Origin of the sequence: Streptomyces sp. NPDC050617, from assembly GCF_040654795.1 — a bacterium.
Classification (GTDB): Bacteria; Actinomycetota; Actinomycetes; order Streptomycetales; family Streptomycetaceae; genus Streptomyces.
This window is the reverse complement of record NZ_JBFAIS010000004.1, coordinates 35,564-58,198: the sequence shown is the minus strand read 5'-3', so window position 1 is coordinate 58,198 and position 22,635 is coordinate 35,564. Positions and strand designations below refer to the sequence as shown.

17 protein-coding genes and 1 pseudogene are annotated in these 22,635 nt (G+C 71.0%); 5 read left to right on the top strand and 13 right to left on the bottom strand.

Translation table 11 applies throughout. The features are described from left to right. Positions 1-322: 322 nt before the first annotated feature. The 9 genes from AB0I49_RS07140 to AB0I49_RS07100 form a co-directional block, all read right to left on the bottom strand. Positions 323-1,042, bottom strand: a complete 720-nt coding sequence (locus tag AB0I49_RS07140; protein WP_363225806.1) for a GAF and ANTAR domain-containing protein — start codon at positions 1,040-1,042, stop codon at positions 323-325. Between the two features lie 12 nt (positions 1,043-1,054). Further along, positions 1,055-1,909 (bottom strand): GAF domain-containing protein, encoded by an 855-nt coding sequence (locus tag AB0I49_RS07135; protein ID WP_363225805.1) that lies wholly within the window; start codon positions 1,907-1,909, stop codon positions 1,055-1,057. Between the two features lie 22 nt (positions 1,910-1,931). Next, positions 1,932-3,797 (bottom strand): CheR family methyltransferase, encoded by a 1,866-nt coding sequence (locus AB0I49_RS07130; protein ID WP_363225804.1) that lies wholly within the window; start codon positions 3,795-3,797, stop codon positions 1,932-1,934. Next, the gene (locus AB0I49_RS07125; protein ID WP_363225803.1) at positions 3,797-4,396 is read right to left on the bottom strand and encodes a chemotaxis protein CheB; all 600 of its coding nucleotides are present in this window, start codon (positions 4,394-4,396) and stop codon (positions 3,797-3,799) included. The genes AB0I49_RS07130 and AB0I49_RS07125 overlap by 1 nt, the downstream gene beginning before the upstream one ends. A gap of 617 nt (positions 4,397-5,013) precedes the next feature. Beyond that, a complete protein-coding gene (locus AB0I49_RS07120; protein ID WP_363225802.1) occupies positions 5,014-6,906 on the bottom strand; it encodes a non-ribosomal peptide synthetase in 1,893 nt (630 codons plus the stop codon). Further along, positions 6,903-8,186: an acyl-CoA dehydrogenase family protein gene (locus AB0I49_RS07115; protein ID WP_363225801.1), complete on the bottom strand. Its 1,284-nt coding sequence runs from the start codon at positions 8,184-8,186 to the stop codon at positions 6,903-6,905. The genes AB0I49_RS07120 and AB0I49_RS07115 overlap by 4 nt, the downstream gene beginning before the upstream one ends. Positions 8,187-8,206: 20 nt before the next feature. Continuing rightward, entirely contained in the window at positions 8,207-11,413 is a 3,207-nt protein-coding gene (locus tag AB0I49_RS07110) for a condensation domain-containing protein (protein ID WP_363225800.1), read from the bottom strand. Between the two features lie 33 nt (positions 11,414-11,446). After that, positions 11,447-13,069: an FAD-binding oxidoreductase gene (locus AB0I49_RS07105; protein WP_363225799.1), complete on the bottom strand. Its 1,623-nt coding sequence runs from the start codon at positions 13,067-13,069 to the stop codon at positions 11,447-11,449. Positions 13,070-13,473: 404 nt separating this feature from the next. Beyond that, positions 13,474-14,187 (bottom strand): methyltransferase domain-containing protein, encoded by a 714-nt coding sequence (locus tag AB0I49_RS07100; RefSeq protein WP_363225798.1) that lies wholly within the window; start codon positions 14,185-14,187, stop codon positions 13,474-13,476. A 103-nt stretch (positions 14,188-14,290) separates the two neighbouring features. Between AB0I49_RS07100 and AB0I49_RS07095 the strand changes: the two genes are divergently transcribed. From AB0I49_RS07095 to AB0I49_RS07080, 4 genes are all read left to right on the top strand, one after another. Next, the gene (locus AB0I49_RS07095; protein ID WP_363225797.1) at positions 14,291-14,731 is read left to right on the top strand and encodes a DUF6545 domain-containing protein; all 441 of its coding nucleotides are present in this window, start codon (positions 14,291-14,293) and stop codon (positions 14,729-14,731) included. A gap of 638 nt (positions 14,732-15,369) precedes the next feature. Continuing rightward, positions 15,370-15,915, top strand: a complete 546-nt coding sequence (locus AB0I49_RS07090; protein WP_363225796.1) for a recombinase family protein — start codon at positions 15,370-15,372, stop codon at positions 15,913-15,915. Positions 15,916-15,981: 66 nt separating this feature from the next. Beyond that, a complete protein-coding gene (locus AB0I49_RS07085) occupies positions 15,982-16,152 on the top strand; it encodes a hypothetical protein (RefSeq protein WP_363225795.1) in 171 nt (56 codons plus the stop codon). Further along, the gene (locus AB0I49_RS07080) at positions 16,149-16,451 is read left to right on the top strand and encodes a hypothetical protein (RefSeq protein ID WP_363225794.1); all 303 of its coding nucleotides are present in this window, start codon (positions 16,149-16,151) and stop codon (positions 16,449-16,451) included. Before AB0I49_RS07085 ends, AB0I49_RS07080 begins: the two co-directional genes overlap by 4 nt. A gap of 170 nt (positions 16,452-16,621) precedes the next feature. Here AB0I49_RS07080 and AB0I49_RS07075 read toward each other — a convergent pair whose 3' ends face one another. Both AB0I49_RS07075 and AB0I49_RS07070 read right to left on the bottom strand, forming a co-directional pair. Continuing rightward, entirely contained in the window at positions 16,622-17,671 is a 1,050-nt protein-coding gene (locus AB0I49_RS07075) for a helix-turn-helix transcriptional regulator (RefSeq protein ID WP_363225793.1), read from the bottom strand. Between the two features lie 255 nt (positions 17,672-17,926). After that, on the bottom strand, positions 17,927-18,226 hold the full coding sequence (locus AB0I49_RS07070) for a hypothetical protein (RefSeq protein ID WP_363225792.1): 300 nt from the start codon (positions 18,224-18,226) through the stop codon (positions 17,927-17,929). Positions 18,227-18,954: 728 nt separating this feature from the next. On the opposite strand from AB0I49_RS07070, the pseudogene AB0I49_RS07065 reads away from it, so the two are divergent. Further along, positions 18,955-19,095: pseudogene (locus AB0I49_RS07065) on the top strand (integrase); the annotation flags it as partial. A gap of 73 nt (positions 19,096-19,168) precedes the next feature. On the opposite strand, the gene AB0I49_RS07060 reads toward AB0I49_RS07065, so the two are convergent. Then, the gene (locus AB0I49_RS07060) at positions 19,169-20,692 is read right to left on the bottom strand and encodes an aldehyde dehydrogenase family protein (protein WP_363225791.1); all 1,524 of its coding nucleotides are present in this window, start codon (positions 20,690-20,692) and stop codon (positions 19,169-19,171) included. Positions 20,693-20,942: 250 nt separating this feature from the next. After that, the gene (locus tag AB0I49_RS07055; RefSeq protein ID WP_363225790.1) at positions 20,943-22,223 is read right to left on the bottom strand and encodes a GAF domain-containing protein; all 1,281 of its coding nucleotides are present in this window, start codon (positions 22,221-22,223) and stop codon (positions 20,943-20,945) included. Between the last annotated feature and the right edge of the window lie 412 nt (positions 22,224-22,635).

Genomic DNA, 22,635 nt, shown 5'->3' with positions numbered 1-22,635 from the left:
GGCGGGCCCCTCGTCTGCTGGTGGTACAGCCGCAGCAAGGGCGTTGACCTGCAAGTCTGGTGGTTCTGGGGTGATCGGGCGCGGTGGTGGACCGTGAATGGTCCGATCTTGGCCGCGGCGGAGCGTGGGTCCGCCGTCAGGCAGCGCCCATGGAGCTGTCAAAGGCCGCTGTACGGTCACCCCGCGGTCAGGGAGGCGTGCTGTCCCGTTCCTCCGGGAAGTGGCCGTGGAGCGGTACACCAGATCATCTGGGCGCCGGATGGCCCTCGCCAGTCGCCATGCGGACTCGTACGATATGGGGCCTGGCTGTCTGTCAGGCCGGTCAGAGCGCGGGATCGGCGCGTCCTTCCACCACTTCGCGCGCCACGTCGCTCAGCAGCCGGTGGTGTGAGCGCGCGTGCCTGCGCAGGATGTCGAAGGCGTCGTCCATGGGGACCGCCCGGCGCGTCGCGAGCACGCCCTTGGCCTGTTCGATGATCACGCGGCTGGTCAGGGCCTGTTCCAGCTGGGTGGCGAGGGTCCGGCTGCGGTCCGCCTCGTGCGCGCGTTGCAGGGTGACGGCGGTGAAGTCCGCCACCGACTGGCCGAGCGCCAGCGTCTCGGGGGAGAAGCCGCCCGGCGGGCCGGACAGCAGGACGAGCGCGCCGCTGGTGCGCGTCGATCCGCGCAGGGGCAGGGCCACCACACGGGTGTGGCCCAGTTCCAGGGCCCGCGGGGTGTAGTGCGGCCAGCGCTGCCGGGTCGGGTGGCGGTTGAGGATCGTCTGCACCGGGGGCACGTCGGCGTGGTGGCAGTCGTGGCCGGGGCCTTCGCGCCAGCCGACCGCGTCGTGCTCCAGCCGGGACACCTGCGGATCGGACCCCGCCACGTGCACGGCGGCACGCTCGCCGGCGGCGAACACCACGGCCGCGGCACGGGCGCCGAGCAGGGGCGGGCTGCGCTTCGCGAGGATCGAGAGGGTCGCGGCGAGGTCCACCGGACCGTCCGTCGTGCTGCCGGCCAGAGCTACGAACACGTCTGCCAGCCGCTGCTCGGCCGTCATGGCACCTCTCCGTCAGTTGAGTTTCAGGTCTCCGCGTACGATGCGCCGCGCGATCACCTCGGTGGAGACTTCCTCGGCGAACGCCCGGGCCTTGATCAGCGCTACCGCGTCCCCGACGGGGCAGCCGATACGGACGGAGAGCACGCCCGCCGCCTGCTGCACGGCCACCCGGTGGTCGGTCCCGCCGTAGAGTTCCGGGTCCGCGTCCGGGCCGAGGAGCACGATGCCGGTGAGGGCCGCGGCGACCTCGGCGAGACCGGGGGACCCCACGAGGCCCGCCGGCGGGTCGAACACCGCCAAGGCTCCGATACAGGCGTCCTGCGTCTCCAGCGGGACGGCGGCTACCGAGGCGATGCCCAGAGACGTGAGGGCCGGCCCGTATCCGCGCCAGAGCGCCTCGATGGCCGGCCCCGACGCGTGGACTGGGCGGCGCCCCGAAGCCGCGTCCTTGGACGGGCCCTCGCCGAGTACGTACTCCAGCTCCTGGGCCGCTCGGGACTGCTCGTCGGACACGGCGACCGCGAGCTGGTTCTGCCCGGAGTCGACGAGCGTGAGGGCCGCGCCGCGTGTGCCGCACGCCTCCGCGACGCCGGCCATGAAGCGGGGCGGGGCGCCCCGCCCCCGGGCCCATGCCGCCGTGTTGTCGGCGAATGCCCCCTGGAGGCGGGCCGAGGAGTACTGGCTCGCGGCGGATCTGCGGTGTGTCGCCGCGATCTGCGCGTGGAACTCGCCTCCCGGCTTCGCCGCCAGGAGTTCGTGCCGCTCGGCGGCTGCTTCGGCCCGCTGCGCGCGCTCTGTCGCCCGGGCCGCGCGGTCCCTGGCCTTCGCTGCGAGGACCTGGGCTTCTTCGTGCCCCTGCGGGTTCATATCTGTAGGGTACGTCCCCGGCTCAGCCGGGGCTGTCGCTTCGGCTTTCCTCCATCATCAGGACGACGCCGCCGTTGTGCCCGTCGAATGGGGAACAGAACACGTCGCAGGTGATGGGCCGGCCGATGCGGCTCAGGGCCTCCACACCGACCGGGCCCGAGCTCTTGCGGGACTCCAGGCAGCGCTGAACCATGGGCTGCAGCACGTCCGTGGGCAGTCCGAAGTCCAGCGTGAAGAACTGTTCGTTGAGGACCTCGTCCGCGCGCAGCCCCCACAGGTTGACGGCGCCCCGGTTCCAGCTCTTGACCTTCAGTTTGCTGTCCAGGACCACCACACCCGCCGCGATGCTGGTCAGGACGCCTTCCAGGAAGGCCCTGGCCTCGTCCAGCTCCTCGGTGCGGATGCGCATCTCCTCGTTCATGGTCTCCAGTTCCTCGTTCCCGGACTGGAGTTCTTCGTTGGTGGTCTCCAACTCCTCGTTCGTGGACTGGAGTTCCTCGTTGGTCGTCTCCAGTTCCTCGATGCTGGACTGGAGTTCTTCGTTGGTGGTCTCCAACTCCTCGTTCGTGGACTGCAGTTCCTCGTACGCCGTCTCCAGGTCCTCGCGAACCCGCTTGACCTCGGACTTCAGCTGGGTGGCCACCGTGACGTCGGTGAAGGAGATCATGGTGGCGACGTACAGACCGCTGGGCCCGGAGAGCGGCTGGATGGTGATGTCGAAGTGCTGGAACTCCTCGCCCACCCGGCGCTCGACCCGGTTGACGCGGAGCGTACGGCGCTCGTGCGTCGACTGGTCGATCAGGGAGCGGAGTTCGACCGGCCGGTACGAGACCTCCAGATCCTGGAAGGGGCGGCCGATGTCGCCGGCGGTCAGACCGAACTGAACCCTCGCCTGGCTGTTGATCACCACGACGAGCCCGTCGCCGTCGATGGCGATCGACGGGGTCGGGCCGGCGTCGAGGACCAGGTCGCGCAGTTGGCGCGTACGGGCGACCGAGTGCAGCTCGGGGCCGGTGCCCGCCCTGATCTTCAGGGGGGCCGGGTGGTACGGCACCCCGGCGTCGCCCGCGCGGCGCTTGAAGATGCGCTGCCGCATGCTGACCACCTCGAACCGGTCGGCGTCGTTCAGCAGCATCTCGGCCTTGCCGAGGAAAAGGAAACCGCCCTCGCGCAGAGCGAAGTGGAATCGGTCGACGATCTGCGTCTGCGCCTCGACGTTGAAGTACATCAGCGTGTTGCGGCAGATCAGCAGATCGAGCCGGGAAATCGGGGCGTCGCGGGTGATGTCGTGACGCCCGAAGATCACCCGGCGCCGCAGATCGGGGCGGAAGCTGAACTGCGCACCATTCTGCTCGAAGTACTTCTCACGTAGTTCCGGGGCGAGCGGCTCCAGTGACTTCGCCGTGTACAGCCCCGACCGTGCGTCGCGCAGCGCCTCCTCGTCGACGTCCGTGGCGTAGATCTTGACCCGGCGCAGGCACTCCTCAAGGCCGAGCGACTCCGCGAACATCACGGCCAGTGAGTATGCCTCCTCACCGCTGGAACAGCCCGCGCTCCACACCCTGATCTCCTGATCGGGCGGGGTGTCCGTGAGCAGTTCCGGAACGACTTCGCGCTGGAGGAAGGTCCAGGCCTCCGGGTCGCGGAAGACCGAGGTGACGTTGATCAGGATCGTATTGAAGAGCGCGCCGAATTCCTCGGCGCTGGTTTCGAGAAGATCCTGGTAGTCCGTGTACGAGCGGATACCCACGTCGTTCATCCGCTTGTGTACGCGCCGCCCCAGAGTGGAGCGCTTGTAACCCGTGAAGTCGAAACCGCGGGCCTCCCTGATGAAGGCGAGCAGTTCCTCCAGCGCCTCATCGGTGTCCACGTTCTGATGTTCGCCCATCACTGCCTCTTGGTTTCGACAAGTCCGCTGACCACTGCGGCGATTTCTTCAAGAGGCAGCACGAAATCAACCGATCCCGTATCGATCGCCGCCTGCGGCATTCCCGGGAAATCCGCCGTCACCGGGTCCTGGGCGATGACGGTGCCGCCGCGCGCCTTGACGGCTTCCGTCCCCATCGCACCGTCGCTGCCGGTGCCGGTGAGCACGCAGGCGATCGCCTGCGGACCGTACGCACCGGCGAGCGATTCGAAGAGGAGGTCGGCGGAGGGGCGCACGAAGTGGACGAGCTCGGTGTTCGACAGCGTCAGGACGCCGTCGGAGTCGACGAGCAGGTGGCGGTCGGGAGGAGCGATGTAGATGGTGCCCGGCAGCGCGCGCTCCTCCGCTTCCGCGAGCTTGACCGGGAGATCGGTGCGGCGGGAGAGGACGTCGGCGATCACCGTCCGGTGCCGCGGGTCGAGATGCTGGACCACCAGGACCGGCACCGGGAGATCGGAGCTCAGCGCTCCCAGCAGCGCGGTCAGCCCTTGGATGCCGCCGGCGGAGGAAGCGACAGCGACGATGGCGTACGGGGTCCCGGGAGCTTGGTCGGCTGTCACGCACCGAGCCTAGCGGACCCTCTACCGGCTGATGAGACGGCGAGGCGGCCGATGGGCGTGCGAGGCGGGATTCCGCGCCACTTCCGAGGGCATGTGGCAGCGGCACACGCCCGCACCGGGCGCGGGGCCGACGGCCAGGTACGGCGCGTTGCCGCCGGTCTGCTCCCGCAGGCCCCTCCGGCCTTGGCGGACCGCAGGAAATGCTGGACCGAGTGCGCCATGCCTCTCGCGCCCAGGTCCGCGTGAACCTGGTCTCCGTCGCGGAGCGCCAAAAACTGCCCACGTGGGCACGTCGCCTGGCTGACGATCAGCTACTCATCAGTGGCTCTTATCCACGAGTTCGGGGATCAGGTGAGACTTCCGTCAGGAGGCATCGTGCACGCACTCTCCACCGAGCAGGACACGATGAAGTAGATACCGCCCGTCGAGGCCCGTCTCTGCGAACGCCACAGGGTCGTCCACGCCCTCCTCGACCAGGGACACGGCATCCGCGAGGTCGTCCGGTAACTGCATATGGCCCGCACTCAAGGCGTCCCGGCGGCGTCCTACGGTGCACGACGGGGTGGTTCGTGCACGTTCAGGATCGCCGGCGAAGGGCTGGAGGAACTCCCGCCCGGTCAACCCGCCGGTCCGCTCTCCCGCTCAATATGCCGGGCCAGTGACAGCAGGTCGGGCTGCCGTAGTACGTGGGTGACCCGCAGGTGCAGGTGGTAGGCCGATTCGACGGCGGACACGAGTTGTATCGCGGTGAGGGAGTTGCCGCCCAGGGCGAGGAAGTTGTCCGTGGGCCGGACCTCCGGGACGCGCAGAAGACGGGCGCAGGTGTGTTCCAGGAACCGCAGGGTGTCCTCAGGGCCGGGCGAGTCGGGGCGCACCGTCGGCATATCTTCTGCGGCCTCGCGGGAGAGCGCCGCCCGGTCGGCCTTTCCGTTGGACGTACGGGGTAGGGCGTCGATGACGCGCACCCGTGCCGGAACCGCTTGTTCGGGCACCCGGTCGCGGCAGAGCCGGAGTAGCTCGGGCTCGTCCGGCGGTGTGGCGCCCGGCTCGGGGCAGACGAAGGCGACGAGCCGTTGCCCGTGCGCGCCGGCGGGCGCGACCACCACCGCCCGCCGCACGCCCGCCGCCGCTTCCAGAGCGGCTTCCACCTCGGCCGGTTCGACCCGCACTCCGCTGACCTTCACTTGGTCGTCCTCGCGCCCCAGGAACTCCAGGATCCCGTCGTCGCGCATGCGCGCCCGGTCCCCGGTGCGGTACGCCCGGCCGGTCCGCCCCGGCGCGTCGCCGTCCATACCCGGCGGCGGCGCGGTGAACCGTTCCGCGGTGAGCCCGGCCTGTCCCAGGTACCCGAGGGAGAGGCCACTGCCGCCCAGGACCAGCTGTCCTGCCTGTCCGCGGGGTACCGGGTGGCCGTCGGGGCCGACCACGGCGACGGTCACGCCGCCGATCGGGCTGCCGATCGGCGGAGCCTGCGCGTCGGCCCGGCCCCTCCGCCGTGGCAGGGGGTGGCTGACGGACAGGATGGTCCCCTCCGCGGGCCCGTAGTGGTTGTGGACCTGCGCGGTGGTGTCCGGCGGCGGCCAAGCGGAGAGCCGGTCCCCGCCGACGAACAGGTGGCGCAGGGCCAGGTCCTGCGGCCAGGGCTCGGCGAAGGCCAGTTCCGCCAGGGGCGTGGGCACGATCGTGTGGGTGAGGGCGGTGGCGCGCCACCAGGCGAACAGCTCCGATACGGAGGTGGGCGCCGCGTCCTGCGGGGGCACGCAGAGCGTCGCGCCGTGGGACAGCGCGGACCACAACTCCAACAGGTGCGGGTCGAAGCCGGGCTGGACGAACAGCCCGATCCGCGATGCCGGGCCGATGGCGTACTCGGCTCCCGCCCAGCGCAGGAGGGCGCCCAGGGAGGCGTGGCCGACGCCCACGGTGTTCGGCCGGCCCGTGGAGCCGGAGGTGAGCACCGCGTAGCAGGCCCCGGCGCAGGCGGCCCTGGTCCGTCGCGCCGCCTCGTCGTCGGGGAAGAGACGCACCGTCAGTTCGGGGAAGGCGGGCGGGGGCAGCGGGGCCTGGCGGGGGGTGCCCCCGGGCAGCGGGGGAGCCGCGCCGTGCGGCGTCACCAGCGCGGCGAACCGCAACCGTTCGGTGAGCGCCGCGACGCGGGCCGGCGGCGGTGCGGCGCCCAGCGGCAGATATACGGCTCCGAGCCGGGCGGTGGCCACGGCCAGCGTCACCAGCGCGGGTGAACGGTCGATGCACGCCCCCACCAGGTCCCCCGGACCCACCCGGTCACCCATGGACTCAGCCAACTCGGCGCTAACGTGGTCGAGCTGGCGGTAGGTCCACGCTGCGTCCCCCCAGTCGACGGCCGGTGTGTCCGGGGCCGCGGCCACCCAGGAGCGGTACCAGGCGTAGGGGGTCTCGCCGCGTGCCGGGGGTGGCGGGAGCGGGGGGCCGCAGGCCGTACTGGGCGAAGCGGAGCAGGGGTCCGCCGGGGCGGGTTCGGGGCGCGCGTTCACGAGCTCTCCCTAGGAGGTCGGAGGTCGGCAGCGGGCGGGGGAGTGCCGTCGGGCCGGGGGCCGGGGGCGGCCCACGGGCCGTCGGGGACCGGCGGGCGGTCAGGGCCGCTGCCGAGCCCCATCGCGTGCGCGATGATCACCTTGTGGATCTCGGTGGTGCCGCCGACGATGGGCATCATCCGCGCGTAGCGGTACAGGTACTCCAGCGGGTGGCCCTTCATCCACCCCCGGCCGCCGAGGACCTGCAGGGACCGGTCGACGGTGCGGTTGAGCGCCCGGGCAGCGGCGTTCTTCGCCATCGACGCGTACTCGTGCGGGATCTCCCCTCTCTCGTCGTGGCGAAGGGCGCAGGTCAGGGTGAGCAGTTTGGACTGCTCCACCTCTCCCTGAGCCTCGACCAGGAGTTCCTGGACGTGCTGGAACGAGCCGATCGGCTGCCCGAAGGCCGTCCTGGCCCGGGCGTGCTCCAGCCCCAGCGCGAGGGCGTGTTCGGCGAGGCCGTTGCACTCCGCGGCCGCCATGACACGGGCGATCGCCTGGGTGGTCATCGCCTGCGTCATGGCGAGGTCCGCGTGCTCGGGGCCGCCCAGCACCGCGTCGGGGGGCAGGCGCACTTCCGTCATCAGGAGCTCGAAGAGCGGCTCGCCGGACATGCCCTGGAAGCTCTGCCGCACATGCAGCCCCGCGGTGTCCGCCTCCACGATGAAGACCATGCTGTGATCCGCGCCGGCCTCCTCGCCGCGGGCGAAGACCAGCATGTGATCCACGCGGTCGAGATTGCCGAGAAAGATCTTGTGCCCGTTGAGGACCCACCCCCCGTCGACGCGCCGCGCCCGGGTGGCGAGGCGGAACATGTCCGATCCGGTTCCGGGTTCGGTGATGGCCGTGCTGCGCATGGCCTGCGCCCGGATCAGCGGAGCAAGGTACCGCTGTTGCTGCTGCGGGGTGCCGTGCGTCAGCAGCCAGGTCGGTCCTTCGGAGCCGGCCATGGCCGCGTGCGCCAGCGGGCAGCCGGAGCGGCCGGCGGCGTGGCGCAGCAGCGCCGCTACGGTCATCGGCAGATCGCCGCCGCCCAGCCGGCTCGGGTACTCGGGGGCGTAGAAGCCGAGTTCGGCCGACCGCCGCCGCACGTGTCCCTTGATCTCCGGGGTGAGATGCTCGGCGGTCGGCTCCCCCAGCTCCTGCCACAGCGGGACGAGTTCGTCCTCGACGAAGGCGTGGAACGCTGCGAGCTGCGGGCGGTGCGCCGACTCGAAGTGCGCGGTGATGCCGGTGTCCATATGCGGTTCCCACCTGTGGTTCAGGGCGTCTGCGGTGCGGCGGCGGGCCGGGCGTCCAGCCAGCGGGCCAGCTCGTCGGCCAGGTCGCGGAGGACCGGGTGCTGGAGCACCAGGTGCATCGGGGGGCGGGCGTCGAGCCGCGACTCCAGCCAGCCCACCAGGTGGATGACGAGCAGCGAGTGCCCGCCGACGCGGAAGAAGTGGGACGACTCGTCGAAGTCGCCGTGCCCCAGGACGAGCTGCCAGCCCTCCTTCAGCAGAGCGAGCACGGGGTGGCTGCCGTCGTCCCGGGCGTCCTCGGCGCCTGCCGGGGCTACGGGGGCATGGGTGGCCTCCCGTGCCCACCGGGTCAGCTCGGCCCGGTCCGGCTTGCCCCCGGGCAGGGTGGGCAGTTCGTCCACGGCCACCCACAGCGCCGGCACCAGTTGGGCGGGCAGCCGCTGGGCCAGCTCCTGGGACAGGCCGCCCAGCGCATCGCCGACGTCCGCCGCGAACCCCACCAGCCGTGGTGCGTACGGGCCCTCGGTGTCGTGCGCCACGGCGCAGGGCACGCCGCCGAGCACGGCGCGCGCGTGCGCTTCCACCTCCTCCAGCTCGATGCGATGCCCGCGGAGCTTGATCTGGTTGTCCCGGCGGCCCAGGAAGCCGAGTTCGCCGTCGGCGTCCAGGTAGCCCAGATCGCCGGTGAGGTAGGCGGGTACCGTCCCCCCGTCCGCGGTGCGCACCCGCGTGAACCGGTCCGCCTGCTGCTCGGGCTCGTCGAGGTAGCCGTCGGCGAGCCCCGTGCCGCTGACGGCGATCTGTCCGACCATGCCCCAGTCCAGCGGCTGTAGCGAGTCGTCCACGATGTGCACACCGACGCCGGGCAGCGGTCGGCCCAGCGGCACTTCGCCGCGCGGATGCCGGGCGTCCGGCGTCCCCGCCCGGTGCACGGTGGAGGTGACCGTCGCCTCGGTCACGCCGTAGGCGTTGAGGACGGTGCCGTCGAGCGCCTCGGCGACTTCGGAGACCGGCTCGGCGCGGAGCCGTTCACCGCCCAGGACCAGCAGGCGCGGCGACCAGCGCCGCTGTCGGAACGCCTGCGCCAATTCCCGGTGGATGACGAGGAAGTAACTGGTGGGGAGGTTGGCGACGGTGACACCGTGCGCGGCGGCCAGGCCCACCAGCTCCGGCGCCGTGGGGATCTGTTTGCGCGGCAGTACGACAGCGCCGCCCGCGTGCAGAGGCGGCAGGATCTCTTCGAGCGACACATCGAACCACGGCTGGGCGAAGGCCAGGGACCGGTCCTCCGCCGTCAGCTCGAAGGTCTTCGCCGCCCCCGCCGTGTACCGGGCGAGCGCCTCGCGGCCGACCACGACGGGCTTGGGGCGGCCGGTCGACCCCGAGGTGTGAATGACGTATGCCGCGTTCGGCAGGACGCGGGCGTCCGCCGGGATCTCGGGCAGCCCGGGTACGTCGCCGTCCTCGATGACGGCGACGGGCAGGTCCTCGGGCGGCTCGGTGCCGGGCCCGGCGATCGTGACCGCCGGCCGCAGGGTGCGCAGCGCGGACGCCGTGCGGTCCACCGGGTCGACAGGGGACAGTGGGCAGACGACCGCGCCGAGTCGCAGGCAGGCGAGGAGCGTGAGCACCCAGTCGGTCCCGCGGGGCAGCAGGCAGGCCACCAGGTGCCCCGGTCGCACGCCGTGCTCCGTGAGCCGGCGGGCCAGCCGGTCCACCAGGGCGTCCAGTTCGCTGTGGTCGAGTGTCCGTACGCCGCTGATCAGCGCGGGCTCTCGGGGGTGTGCGGCGGCCGTGGGCCGCACCGGGTCGGTGGGAGTCGGCTCGGTCCGGTCGGCGCGTTCGGCGCCGTCGGGAGCCGGGGACGCCGGCTCGGCGCGGTGCGCCGCCAGTTGGCTGAGAGGCGTGCCGGGACGTTCCAGGTAGTCGTGGAGCAGTGCCAGCAGCCGCTCGTGCAGGGTGTCCACCGTCGAGCGGTCGAAGAGGGCGTCATCGTAGTCCCATACCAGCGTCATGCCCGCGACGCCGTCGCGCGGGCCGATGCGCCGCCGGTCGTCCGGCATCAGCACGACATCGAGGTCGAACCGGGAGACTCCGGGGTTGAACCCTTCGAGCAATGCCACCTCCAGGCCCGGCACCGCCAGTTCCGGGAGCGGCGCGTCGTGCGCGCTGAACATGGCGTGGAAGAGGGGGTTGCGCAGGTCGGCGGAGTAGCGGCCCAGCTCCCGGGTGACCTCCTGGATGGGCGCGCCGGCGTGTGCCAGGCCGCGTACCACGTACTCCGTGATGTCATCGATCACTTCCACGGTCGGCCGGTGCGGGTCTGCGCCCAGTCGGATGGGCAGCGTGTTCACGAACATGCCGACGGCCTCCTGGAAGCCGGGCGGCCGGGCGTCCACGGCGGTGCCCACGACGAGTTCGCCGGCGCTTGTGTGGCGGCGGAGCAACTCCCCGAAGAGTCCCAGCAGCGTGAGGAACGGGGTCTGTCCCTGCTCCTGGCTGACCTGGCGCAGCCGGGTGGCGGTCGCCGCGTCGATCGGGTGGCGGGCCTGCGCGCCGTGCAGGTCGGGGTGGCGCTCCCCCCTGGCCAGGCCGGGCAGGGACAGTTCGGTGGGCACGTCGCGGAGCTTGTGCGCCCAGTGCTCCACGCCGGCCCGGCGTGCCTCCCGTGCCTCCTGGCTGTCGGCCAGCTCGGCGAATTCCAGGTAGTCGGACGTGGGCGGGAGGTCCGCCGGTCGGCCGTGGGCCAGTTCCCCGTAGAGCGCGAACAGGTCGCGCATGAGGATGGCGAAGGACCGCCCGTCATGGACCAGATGGTGCTCGGTGTGGACGAGCCGGTGACTGGTCGGCCCCAGGCGCACCAGCGTCCAGCGGACCAGCGGCGCCTCGTGCAGGTCGAAGGGGGTGGTCGCCTGTTCCCGCACGATCCGGTCGAACTCTTCGGAGGGGGCGTCGCTGAGGTCGGCGAAGCGGTAGCGCGGCCGGCAGTCGTCGTGTGCTTCCTGGCGCCCGGTGGAACCGTCTGCTGCCGACAGCGCCAGCCGCAGCCCGCGGTGGCGGCGCAGGAGCTGTTCCAGCGCCGTCCGCAGCGCTGGGACGTCCAGCGTCCCCTGGAGGTCGAGGACGGCGGTGAAGTGGTAGACGTGGCCCGCCGGGAAGAGCTGTTCGTGGAACCAGACGATCTCCTGGGCCGGTGAGAGCGGCAGTGTGGGGCGTTGCGTGGACACGGGCGTCTCCGGGTGGGGGATGGGGAGAGGCGTTCAGATGGAGCCGGGCCTCCCCGGCGCCGGGCGTGGTACGCCGCGGAACTCGTAGCGCCCCGGCGCAATGACTCCGGCCGGGTCCATGGCGTTCTTCAGGCGGCCCAGTACGGAGGGCAGGTCGTCGTCGGCGGCGGGCGACATTCCCATCGAGCGGGTGGTCATTCGGTAGGGCGGATAGCCGAGTTTGCCCAGGGCGTGGTGCAGCGCCTCCTCGCACTGCTCGGCCCGGGCGTCCTCGCCGGGTACCGAGCGGTCGTAGACGAGGGCGGTGGTGGCGATCACCACGCGTTCGGAGACCGAGTTCAGGCCGATGTTCGCCTCGAATCCGTAGTCCCGGCTGATGCGTTCCAGCGCGCTGACGGCCGTGGCGACGTGCCGTCCGGTCAGCGGTACCACTGGGCAGGCCCAGATCAGTCCGCAGCCGTCCCGGTCCAGGTCGGCGGCGGGTCGCGGGCGAGGCGGCGGGCCGGGCCCGGTGTCCCGCAACCGCCAGTAGGCCATGGCCAGGTAGGACTCGGAGGGCGCGCAGTACGCGGGCGCCAGTGAACCATCCGCCTCGTCGAGGTCGCTGTCCCCCTCGAAGGAGAGCCGCTCCACATGCGGCCCAAAAGCGTCGGTGACCAGACGCCGCAGTTCGGCTCCGTGCCGGGAGTCGACGGCGTGCAGCGTTCCGTCGCCGTTCCAGGCGGCCACGCCCCAGCGGTGCCGGAGCAGCCGGCGCACCTCCGGGGGCAGCGGGGTGCGACCGTCCGCTTCCTGCCACGGGTAGCGCTGCCGGGTGGAGATCGCCCGCACGTCGTTGGCGATGACGAATCCGGCGTCGAGCACCCCGGCCAGGCGCAGCCGGCGCACCGCGCCCAGCACCGCCTCCAGCGCGGAGCCGTCGTCGCCGAAGGCGAAGCGGAATGTGTCGAAGTGTCCAGGGGCTGGGGCCAGCCAGAGCGTCATCCGGGTCACCACCCCGAGGTTCGACTGGGCGAAGAGCCCGTCCAGCCAGGGCCCGGAGCCCCATCGGTGCAGCGGACCGGTCATGGCTTCCGGGTAGCGCGAGAAGCCGGTGCGCAGCGTCTCGCCGGTTGAGAGCACCACCTCCAGGGCGCAGACGTGCGCGCAGCGGTCGCCGTGCGGTCCGTTCCCCAACCCGCGTTCCAGCACGTTGCCGACGAGGCTGGAGTCGGGTGTGCTGCCGGTGAAACTGGCCAGTCTGCGGCCGCCTTTCGCGGTGAGGAAGGCGTGCAGCTGACGCTGCGTCACCCCTGGTTCGACCGTGACGTAGGCGAGCTCCTCGTCGTAGTCGAGGATGCGGTCCATCCTGGACAGCGGCATCAGCACGCAGCCGTCCCCGGGCGGTGTCGCCGAGCCGTACCCCCAGTTCTTCCCGGTGCTCACCGGATACAGCGGCACCCGGTGCCGGGCGGCGACGGCCAGGCACGCGCGCACCTGCTCCCGGTCGGCGGGGAAAATCGCCGCGGTGACCCGCTGACGCGTGGGGAAGGTGGCGGTCCCAAGGCTTTCGAGGAGCGGGCGCCCGGTGTGGACGTGCTCGTCCCCGATAGCACGGCGCCAACCCTTCAGGGCGGCGCGGAGCGCGGCCTGCGGCTCCGCTGGACGCGTGCTCATCGGACGTCCCCTCCCGTTCCGCGGCGGTTGCCCGGGCGGGCCGAGCGGGGCTTCGCGCGTGCTGGGAGCAGGAGAAGCAGACGGTCCCTCACGGCTGGCTCCTGTTCCCGTCGGCGGTGAGCGGAGCGTGGTGGGTTGGCGGCGCCAAGTGCGTCCCGGCGACGACAGGCTCGATGCACGGGGGCCGTGCGCCTCGCGGTGCTCCGAGTTCGGCCTATCAAACGGGACGGCGGAAGGGCCGTCCCAGGGCGGCGGGACGGCCTTCTTTCACCTGAAGGAACCAGTTCGCCGGACGAAGCGCCGAAAGGGATGCGGCCCCATGTGCCACACACCGGCCGCAGGGAGAGGAACCGGCCGCGGCCCGGGACACAACATTCAGGCCGCACGCCGACAGACTCCCCGTCTCACCTGCGGGCGTTGAGCAGCAGATGGACGGGCACATCGACGCAGCGCCGGACGTGCTCCAGTTCCCGCCCGACCGGTGTGGCGATGAGCGGTTCCCAGGTGACCTCGGCGAATCCGGACGCTCTCAGCACCCGCTCGACGGTCTCCTGCGGCCAGTAATGTACCTGCACCACGGTGGGCGGCGTGGTCGGAACCGCCACCGTCATCGGGTCCCCCTCTTGCGGGTCGGGGGGAAGAGTGATGTCGAATCCGTTTGCCGCGGCCGCGCCTTTGTCGCAGTCCGGGTTGCCCACGAACGCGAGCAGCCGCCCGCCCGGAGCGAGATTGGCGAGCAAGCGCCGGCACATGCTCGCCAGGACGCTCCTGTCGGGCGCGTAGTGCAGGACGTTGGCGGCGAGGATCACATTGAAGGGGCCTAGTACCGGCAGCTCGGCGACATCGTGCACCTGGTATTCGACGCCTTGCTCCCCCAGGGAACGGGCCATCTCCAGCATCGCGGCAGAGACGTCCACCCCCACCACGCGAGAGGCGCCGGCCTGCTGCACCATTCGGGTGTAGACGCCATCACCGCAGCCCACGTCCAGGATGCTCCGGCCGGCCACCGAGCCCAACGCCCGGAGCAGGGAAGGAAATTCGACGTTTTCCCGGTAAAAGCGGATGACGTCGTCCACCTCGGTGTAATTCTCGACAAGCTTGTCGTACTGCGGTCCCATGATTCCCCCGGCGTACGGGAACGGCGATGACCGGCCCGGACCGCCCACACAACGGGTTGAGCGCGCGCCATAAGAGAAGGGATACCACGCATCGGACCGCCCGGTGCGGACCCGCCCCGGGTGTCATGGCCAGTGCCGGGCCCTGCCGGCGGGCCGCTGTGACGGGCCGGTCCCCCGCCGGACGGCGGCCCCGGGCCCCGGCTGCCGCCGTTCCCGACGGGTGGGGGCGGGAACCCCCTGCCTGGCCCCGTTGCTCGTTGCCGACTATTCACCAGCCGAACGCCACCACACCGCCGCCGGACGCACCGGCCGCGACCTGCACGCCGCCGTCACCGCCGACCAGATCCGCGCCGCCCTCCAGGCCCAGACCCACGACGCCGTCCCGCAGGATCGGGCCGACTACGCCGACATACACATTGAAACGCGCACTCCTCAAGACGACCTGAACGTCCTCCTCGCCGTCGCCCGCCACTTCACCGTCCGCTCCGGCCACAACCTTCGTACCCGGCACGATGACGCGAGGGTGACGCGGGCCCGAGGCTGAAGCGGCTTCGCGCCTCACGGCAGGGCAGACGCCGGCAACTCGCCCGCCCTCCAGGTGCGGGAACGAAGCGGAAGGCGGTCGATCCGGCCAGCGCCTGGATGCCGTGGGCGTCGGCGACCAGAAGTGCGAGCATTCCCGGTGCTTCAACCCGTCTTCTCCCATGAGTTTCACCCGCTGAAGGTCTACCAGAACCCGGCAGGCCGCCAGGCGCTGCCCCCGGGTGCCCATGAGCTGTCGAACCTCACCGACAAACCCATGAAGATCTACAACGATCCGTACTGCCACGGTCCTCGCAGGAGGTGCAGCCCGGTTACGGAACGCACCTGCCAGGCACCGTGGACTCGTTCTCGGCGTAGGACACCGAAGAGCCCGAGGAGGGACGCCCGCCTGTCGTCAAACGAATGACGACAGGCGGGCGTCCAATGAATTCGGACTCTCCGGGGCCTGACGGCGGCGCAGGTCCAATCAATCCGATGTGATTACTGACAGGGTTTGACGACAGATAGGGACCGATCCTCCGTACGGAACGGGCCCTTCAGTGGCGAACCTGGTCCACAAGAGGCTCTCGACCGACCAGCAGTCCACCACCCGGCAGAACCTCGCCCTTCACGAGGCCGGGATCGAGGGCCCGGTCGCCCTTGAGGAGGACCCGAGCCCCTCAAGCCGCCTCCCCCCTCCAGCGCCCGAAGTTCCGCGAGCTGCTGATGTACGCGCGGCCGGGGGACACCGTGCACATATCCGAAATGTTCCGCCTCGTACACGGCACCGGGCACATCCTCGACGTCCTCCATCGCGACCGCCTCACCCTGCGCATCCACGACGGCGCGTCCTCCGCGATGGACCTCACCGCTCGCCACCCACGCACCGGCGAGCGAGCTGCTATCCACCGTGCAGTTCATGACGCAGACCCTCGCCGTCGGCGAACTCCACCCGGCCTCCAATGCGAGCTGACCTGCGACGGACTGCGCGCCGCCGAGGCCAAGGGCGGCCAGGGCGGACGCCGCCCCGCCCTGACGGCCGCGAAGACCGACATAGTTCCCACCGCGTACCTGGCCGGCTGCTCCATCGCCGTCCTCACCCGCGACCACGGCGTCAGCCGCGGCGCCATCCGCACGGCTGCCTCCGACCTCCTGCCCGACCACACCACCATCGAGCAGGCCCCCCGGAGCTGCCGGTCACCCTAGACATGCCGGGCAAGGCCGCCGACTTCCTCCGCACAGCCGACCTGGAACCCGCCGAGCGGACGGCGCTTGACCAGGGTCCGACCGTACGGCGCGGTCAGGGGCTACCCCCTGCGCGTCACCGCCGTGCACCGCCGGCTCCTCGACGGCGGCCAGGGTGTCCCGGCTGTTCCGGCCCAGCGCAAGGCCCGTCGCGAGTACGAGAACCGCGTCAGGACGCTCGCACCGATCGCGCCATGATCGTTCTCGGCGTCAGCGGCGGTACCAATATTCCTACCGACGCCAGTCCTTGCACCTGCGGCGGGAAGATCACGACGAAGTACCACTCCCCGCGCTACATCCTCGTCCCTGCGCTTCGCGAAGAACTTGGCGTCCGCATCCCCGAAGACCGCGGCCCCGACTGGGCATGGAAGCCAGGTCCGCCGGTCGAGGCAGCGCCCGCTGCGCCGGTCGCGAAGCCGATCCGGATTGGGCTACGCCAGGTGCTCGACTGCCCAGTTCGTTGTCCTCGAACCGGTCTGGAAACGGATCTTCTCTGAGGAGAACTTCACCCGGATCAAGACCCGTCCCGAGCGGGAGAAGGCGCTGAAGCCGGCTCACGACATCAAGGAGTCCGCCCCCGACCAGGAGGGCGGACTCCAGGCCCTGCTCGACGCCGTCGCCGCCGGCCGACCTCTTGATCTCTATGGCCGGTTCCAACAAACCATCGCTAGAAGCTGGCGACGAGTTCGTCGCGTCCGCTCGCTCCCACCTTGCGGTAGATGGCTTTGAGGTGGTCGTTGACGGTGTGTGGGGACAGATCGAGTTTTCTGGCGAGGCGTTTGGTCGGCATGCCTTGCAGGAGCAGACCGAGGACGGTCTGTTCCCGGGAGGTGATGCCGCACCAGGCGGAGAGGGACGGCAGCAGCGTCGCTGCCGTGGCCTGTTGATACGTAACGACGACAGTGCCGGATTCTTCGCCGCCAAGGGGCTGTCCCTGGACGCTGACCCAGCCGTCTCGCGTGGCGATCCGGCTTGTTACGGGGCGTCGGGCCCGTCGGGCCAGAAGGGAGATGTTCCGGGTGACGTACCTGAGGTTTTCGGTGCGCTCCAGCTTTCCCACAGCGACGGGAGCCACCGCGGACAGCAGGCGGAGCCAGTCCCATACTGTGGGTGTCACAGACCGAATGGTGTCGTCGGGGCCGATGACGACGACTCCGGTCGGCAAGGTCAGCCGTGAGGGCCGCAGCGCTTGGCGCGCCATGAATCGGCGTACGGCCTCGGCGAGCGGTGCGGAGAGTCCTTCGGCCCGTGCCGTGTCGGCACTCGAGAACGGCTTGGTGTCCCGTCGGCGTAACAGTACGAGGGCGCCCAGCGCGTATCCGGAGGCGGCCAGGGCGATTCTCATCTCGCTGCCGAAGTCCTCGGCCACCATGCCGCGCAGTCGCAGACTGTCGCGGTGAGCGGTCGATGAGGTGTTGAGCACCCCGACCCGGGCCGGTCCGCGGAGGAGCTGTGCGAAGGGGTGGGGCTCGTCGCCGAGCGAGTCCGCCTCCTCCAGCCGGTTGTTGAAGCCGATGCTGTAGCCGCCTTCCGCCGTGAAGAAGCACGTGGCGTCGCCGAGGGGGTCGAGGCCGGCCAGCATGTAGCCGTCGTGTGGCAGGAAGAGCTTGACCTGCTGGGACAACTGATGCCCCAGCTCTGGGACGTCAACTGCGTGCTGCGCTTCTGCTGCGATGGTGTACCGAAGCCGGTGGGTTCCTTCGAGCCTTGCGGTCACGCTCCGAGCGTAACCCAAGGCGATGAGCCGAAGACGGATAAGCCGAAGCTGCCCGAAACACCGGTCCGGCCGCTGCCGTATCTCCTCCGGCCAGTCGTCCCGGGGATGCTGGGCCGGCCCGGTCTCGCCTGTCGCCCGTTCAGCAGAACCTGTCCCTCCGGCCCGGGGCGAGCGCAGGGCCGTCGGGATCTCCGAAGAACACGGGCGACAAGCGGGACGGCAGCACGTCGGAAGCATGCCGCCCCGGCCGCCGAATCAACCTATGTAAATGCTGGCGCGGATCAGAAGGTCGTCATCCCAGTCGATCTCCCCGCGCAGCATCATGTAGCCGTCGAAGGGAACCACGTTGTAGGTGTGCATGGTCGCTGACCCCAGGAACGGGGTATTGCTGCCGGGCACGCACTCCGTTAGGGACACCCACAGCAGGCTGCCGGGGACGACCGGAATGTTGATTCGCTGATTGAAGATGCGGTGCGCCCTGAAGAAGGCGTACCACGCTCCCGAGGCGGCGGCCTCCGCCGTCTCCGAAGCGGGCTCTGTCCTGACCGCTGCCACTCCAGCGGCCTCATTCGCCTGTTCTATTTTGGATCCCATCTTTCCCCTACCTCGTCTCCGGGCTGAACTGCCCGTCGTATGCGGCGCTTTGTTGTGCAGGTCGTAGAGCCTGCGGGCGCCTCACGTACGAGAGTGGTGCAGGCGAAGCAGCGGGAGTATCCCCAAATTCAGGGGGTCAGGTTACGCTCAGCGCCGACGGAAGCCTGGCGGGAGGCAAGCGGCGCTGCGGGTTGCTCAATGATCGGCCGCAACAGCGCGCCACGCCGCTCGTCGACGCCGCCACGCTACGGTCGGCGGCGCTACGCGCGGTGGGGATACCACTTCGTCGGCGACGAGCAGCCCTTTGCCGACCCCCTGCCGACACGGTGATCCTCCGCACCCTGCCTTCCGGCTGATGCCCAGCGGACCGTGATGGAGGGCTGGTTGCGTTGGCGTACGACGGCTCAGGCCCTGACCCAGCGGTCGCGGATCGTGCTGGAGTGCACCGAAGGGCACTCGGCTGTGAAGGTGTCACGCCGGCTGCGAATCGCCTCGGACATGCTCCGCACCTGGCGACGGTGCATTATTGAGCGGGGACTGTACGGCTTGTGCGATGATCCGCGGCCCGGCGTCCCCAGGAAGATCACCGGCGCCGTACGCCGAGCGGGACATCGCCAAGGCGCTGGTGCCGCATCGGGCAACGTTCGCCCTGTGGCCGTCGACATGCATGGCTCGGATACCCGATGACGTGGGCGCGAGCGCGGAAGTGCGTTCTGACCCGTACGGAACTCACCTCCGGCCTGGCCAAGCGGCCCTACGACCTTCGGCACGCCGGGATCTCTTTCTGGCTGCACTCCGGCGTGGGCCCGGCCGAATGCGCGCGCCGCGCCGCGCCGCGTCGAACCGAACGAGTGAAGGGCCCCTGACCGGCGAACAGCCAGTCAGGGGCTGTTCTACGAGCCTCTAGAAGAAGCCCAGTTTCTTCGGCGAGTACGACACCAGAAGATTTTTCGTCTGCTGGTAGTGGTCCAGCATCATCTTGTGGTTCTCGCGGCCGATGCCCGACTGCTTGTAGCCGCCGAAGGCGGCGTGGGCCGGGTAGGCGTGGTAGCAGTTGGTCCAGACGCGGCCGGCCTGGATGGCGCGGCCGGCGCGGTAGGCGAGGGTGCCGTTGCGGGTCCAGACGCCGGCGCCGAGACCGTAGAGGGTGTCGTTGGCGGTCTTGACGGCGTCGTCGAAGTCGGCGAAGGGGGCCACGGCCACGACCGGGCCGAAGATCTCCTCCTGGAAGACGCGCATGCGGTTGTCGCCCTCGAAGATCGTGGGCTGGACGTAGTAGCCGCCCGCGAGGTCGCCGCCGAGGTCGGCGCGGGCGCCGCCGGTGAGGATGCGGGCGCCTTCCTGCTTTCCGATGTCCAAGTAGGAGAGGATCTTCTCCAGTTGGTCGTTGGACGCCTGGGCGCCGATCATCGTGTCCGTGTCCAGCGGGTGGCCCGGCACGATCGCCTCGGTGCGGGCCACCGCCGCGTCCATGAAGGTGCGGTAGTGGCCCTGCTGGATCAGGGCGCGGGACGGGCACGTACAGACCTCGCCCTGGTTCAGGGCGAACATCGTGAAGCCTTCGAGCGCCTTGTCGAGGAAGTCGTCGTCCGCCGACGACACGTCGTCGAAGAAGATGTTCGGGCTCTTGCCGCCGAGTTCCAGGGTGACGGGCTTCAGGTTCTCCGACGCGTACTGCATGATCAGGCGGCCCGTCGTGGTCTCCCCGGTGAAGGCGACCTTCGCGATCCTCGGGCTGGACGCGAGCGGCTTGCCCGCCTCGACGCCGAAGCCGTTCACGATATTGACCACGCCCGGCGGCAGCAGATCCGCCACCAGCCCCATCCAGTAGTGGAGCGAGGCGGGCGTCTGCTCCGCGGGCTTGAGGACCACGGCGTTGCCCGCGGCCAGGGCCGGCGCGAGCTTCCACGCGGCCATCAGGATCGGGAAGTTCCACGGGATGATCTGCGCCACGACGCCCAGCGGCTCGTGGAAGTGGTACGCGACTGTGTCCTCGTCGAGCTCCGAGAGGCTGCCCTCCTGGGCCCGGATCGCCCCCGCGAAGTACCGGAAGTGGTCGATCGCCAGCGGGATGTCCGCCGCCAGCGTCTCCCGTACGGGCTTGCCGTTCTCCCAGGACTCCGCGACCGCGAGCGCTTCGAGGTTCGCCTCCATCCGGTCCGCGATCCGGTTCAGCACCGTCGCCCGCTCGGCCGGGGCGGTACGGCCCCAGGCCGGGGCCGCGGCATGGGCGGCGTCCAGCGCGTGCTCGACGTCCTCGGCCGTGCCCCGCGCGATCTCGGTGAACGGTTGGCCGTTGACGGGCGTCGGGTTCTCGAAGTACCGGCCCTGCTTGGGCGGCACGTACTCGCCGCCGATCCAGTGGTCGTACCGCGAGCTGTAGGAGACGATCGCGTCTGCGGAACCAGGGCTGGCGTAACGAGTCATCTAGTGCGGCCTCCGATCGGTCTGCCGCCCGCTCCATCGCGAACGGCGCTGCGAGCAGGAGGCTAGGGAGCGGGACGTTGCACGGACGTTGCGTCCGACGTCAGTCGGGTGTCAGTCGGGCGTCAGCACGTCGGTCAGATGCCAGCGCGTCGGTCAGCTGTCGGCGCGTCGGTCAGCTGTCGGCGCGTCAGGCAGGTGTCGGCGCGTCAGCCGGGTGTGGCGGAGGTCGGTCCGTCAGCCGGATCTCCTCTCAGCCAAGGGGCGTTCGACGCGCGTCCGCCCCGCCCACCCCGTACGCCTCCCTCAGCCTTCCCGTCCGCGCCGCCACCGCCTCCCGGCCCGGCGCCCGCGCCGCCAGCACCCCCAGCAGCGCCTCGCTCACCTCGAGGTCGTCCTCGCCCCACGGCGACTCCGCCCACCACCGCAGCAGATACGGGTCGCGCGCCGCCAGCAGCGCCCGGCGCACCCCGTCCTCCAGGACGCACCGCGCCCGGCGCACGCCCGGCGCCTCCGACGACGGCAGCAGCGGGCCCCGGTACGTACGCGACACGGCGTGCAGCGCGCCGTCCGCCAGTTCCTCGGCCGCCGCGGCCACGTCCGTGCGCAGCGGTGCGCAGAGCCGGTACGGGCGTGAGACGAGCAGCGGGCCCACCAAGCGGCGCAGCCGGGAGAGCTCCGCGCGCAGCGTCACCGGGTCGACCGGACGCTCCCCGTACAGCTCCAGCGCCAGCTGATCACCCGTCAGGCCCTCCGGGCGGCACGCCAGCAGCACCATGATCTCGCTGTGCCGCCGGCCCAGCCGCAGCCGCCGGCCGCCGATCGACAGCAGCGCCTCGTCACGGCCCAGCGCCGTCAGGAAGTCCCGCTCCGCGCGGGGCGCGGCCGACAGCTGCGCCTCCGCCGCGCGGGCCGTCGCCTGGACCAGCGCCAGGCTGTACGGCCCCGCCAGATGGTCGCCGCCGGAGATGTCCACCGCGCCCAGCAGCCGCCCGCTCACCGGGTCGTGGACCGGGGCGGCGGCGCAGGTCCACGGCTGCACCACCCGGTTGTAGTGCTCGGTGGTGAAGATCTGCACCGCGTGGTCCGTGGCGAGCGCCGTGCCCGGACCGTTGGTGCCCGCGTGCCGCTCGTCCCAGCGGCCGCCCGCGACCAGGTTCATCGCCTCGGCCCGGCCCCGCGCCCCGGCGTGCCCCTCCACCCACAGCATGCGCCCGTACTCGTCGCACACCGCCAGCAGATACGCGCCCTCGTCGGCCACGGACCCCAGCAACTCCCTGACCAGCGGCATCGCCCCCGCCAGCGGATGCGCCCGGCGGTACTCCGCCAACTCGCCGTCGCTCAGGTCGATCGGCGCGACGGCCTCCGTCGCCGACCGCGAACGGGCGCAGCGCCGCCAGGAGTCGGCGACCACCCGCCGTACCTGCGGGCCGACCGAGCCCCTGGCGAGGAACTCCTCGTGCGCGCAGCGGACCGCACGGCGGCTTTCGGCGGGATCCGCGTCCGCCGCCAGCGCGAGCCATGGGTTGACCACGGGGACCCTCCGCAACGTTCGGCAGCCTCGCTGTCGACGATACTGCCGGTGACGCCGCGCGGAGAGGGCGCGTAACCGGGCGGTGAGGCGTATCCGCAGCCGTGGCAGATCTTCCAGCCGTCCTGGTTCACGGCGAGCTGCCCTCCGCAGTTCGGGCACTGCTCCGCACAGGGCCGCAGCCGACGGGCCGGCGCGCTCGCGCGGAAGCCGTGCTGCATGCACACGGTCGCGGTCATGATCCCTCCTTGCCGCCCACATTCCCTGTCGGGCGGCTGCCCCGCAAGAGGAAGAACAAGCCCCCACATGCCCCCGCCCCGCGACTCTTGCGGCCCCGTACGCACGCCCCCACGCTGCGAGTACGCACCCCCGGCCCAGCTTCCCCGGCCCGCCCCTCGTACGACTCGCGCCCGGT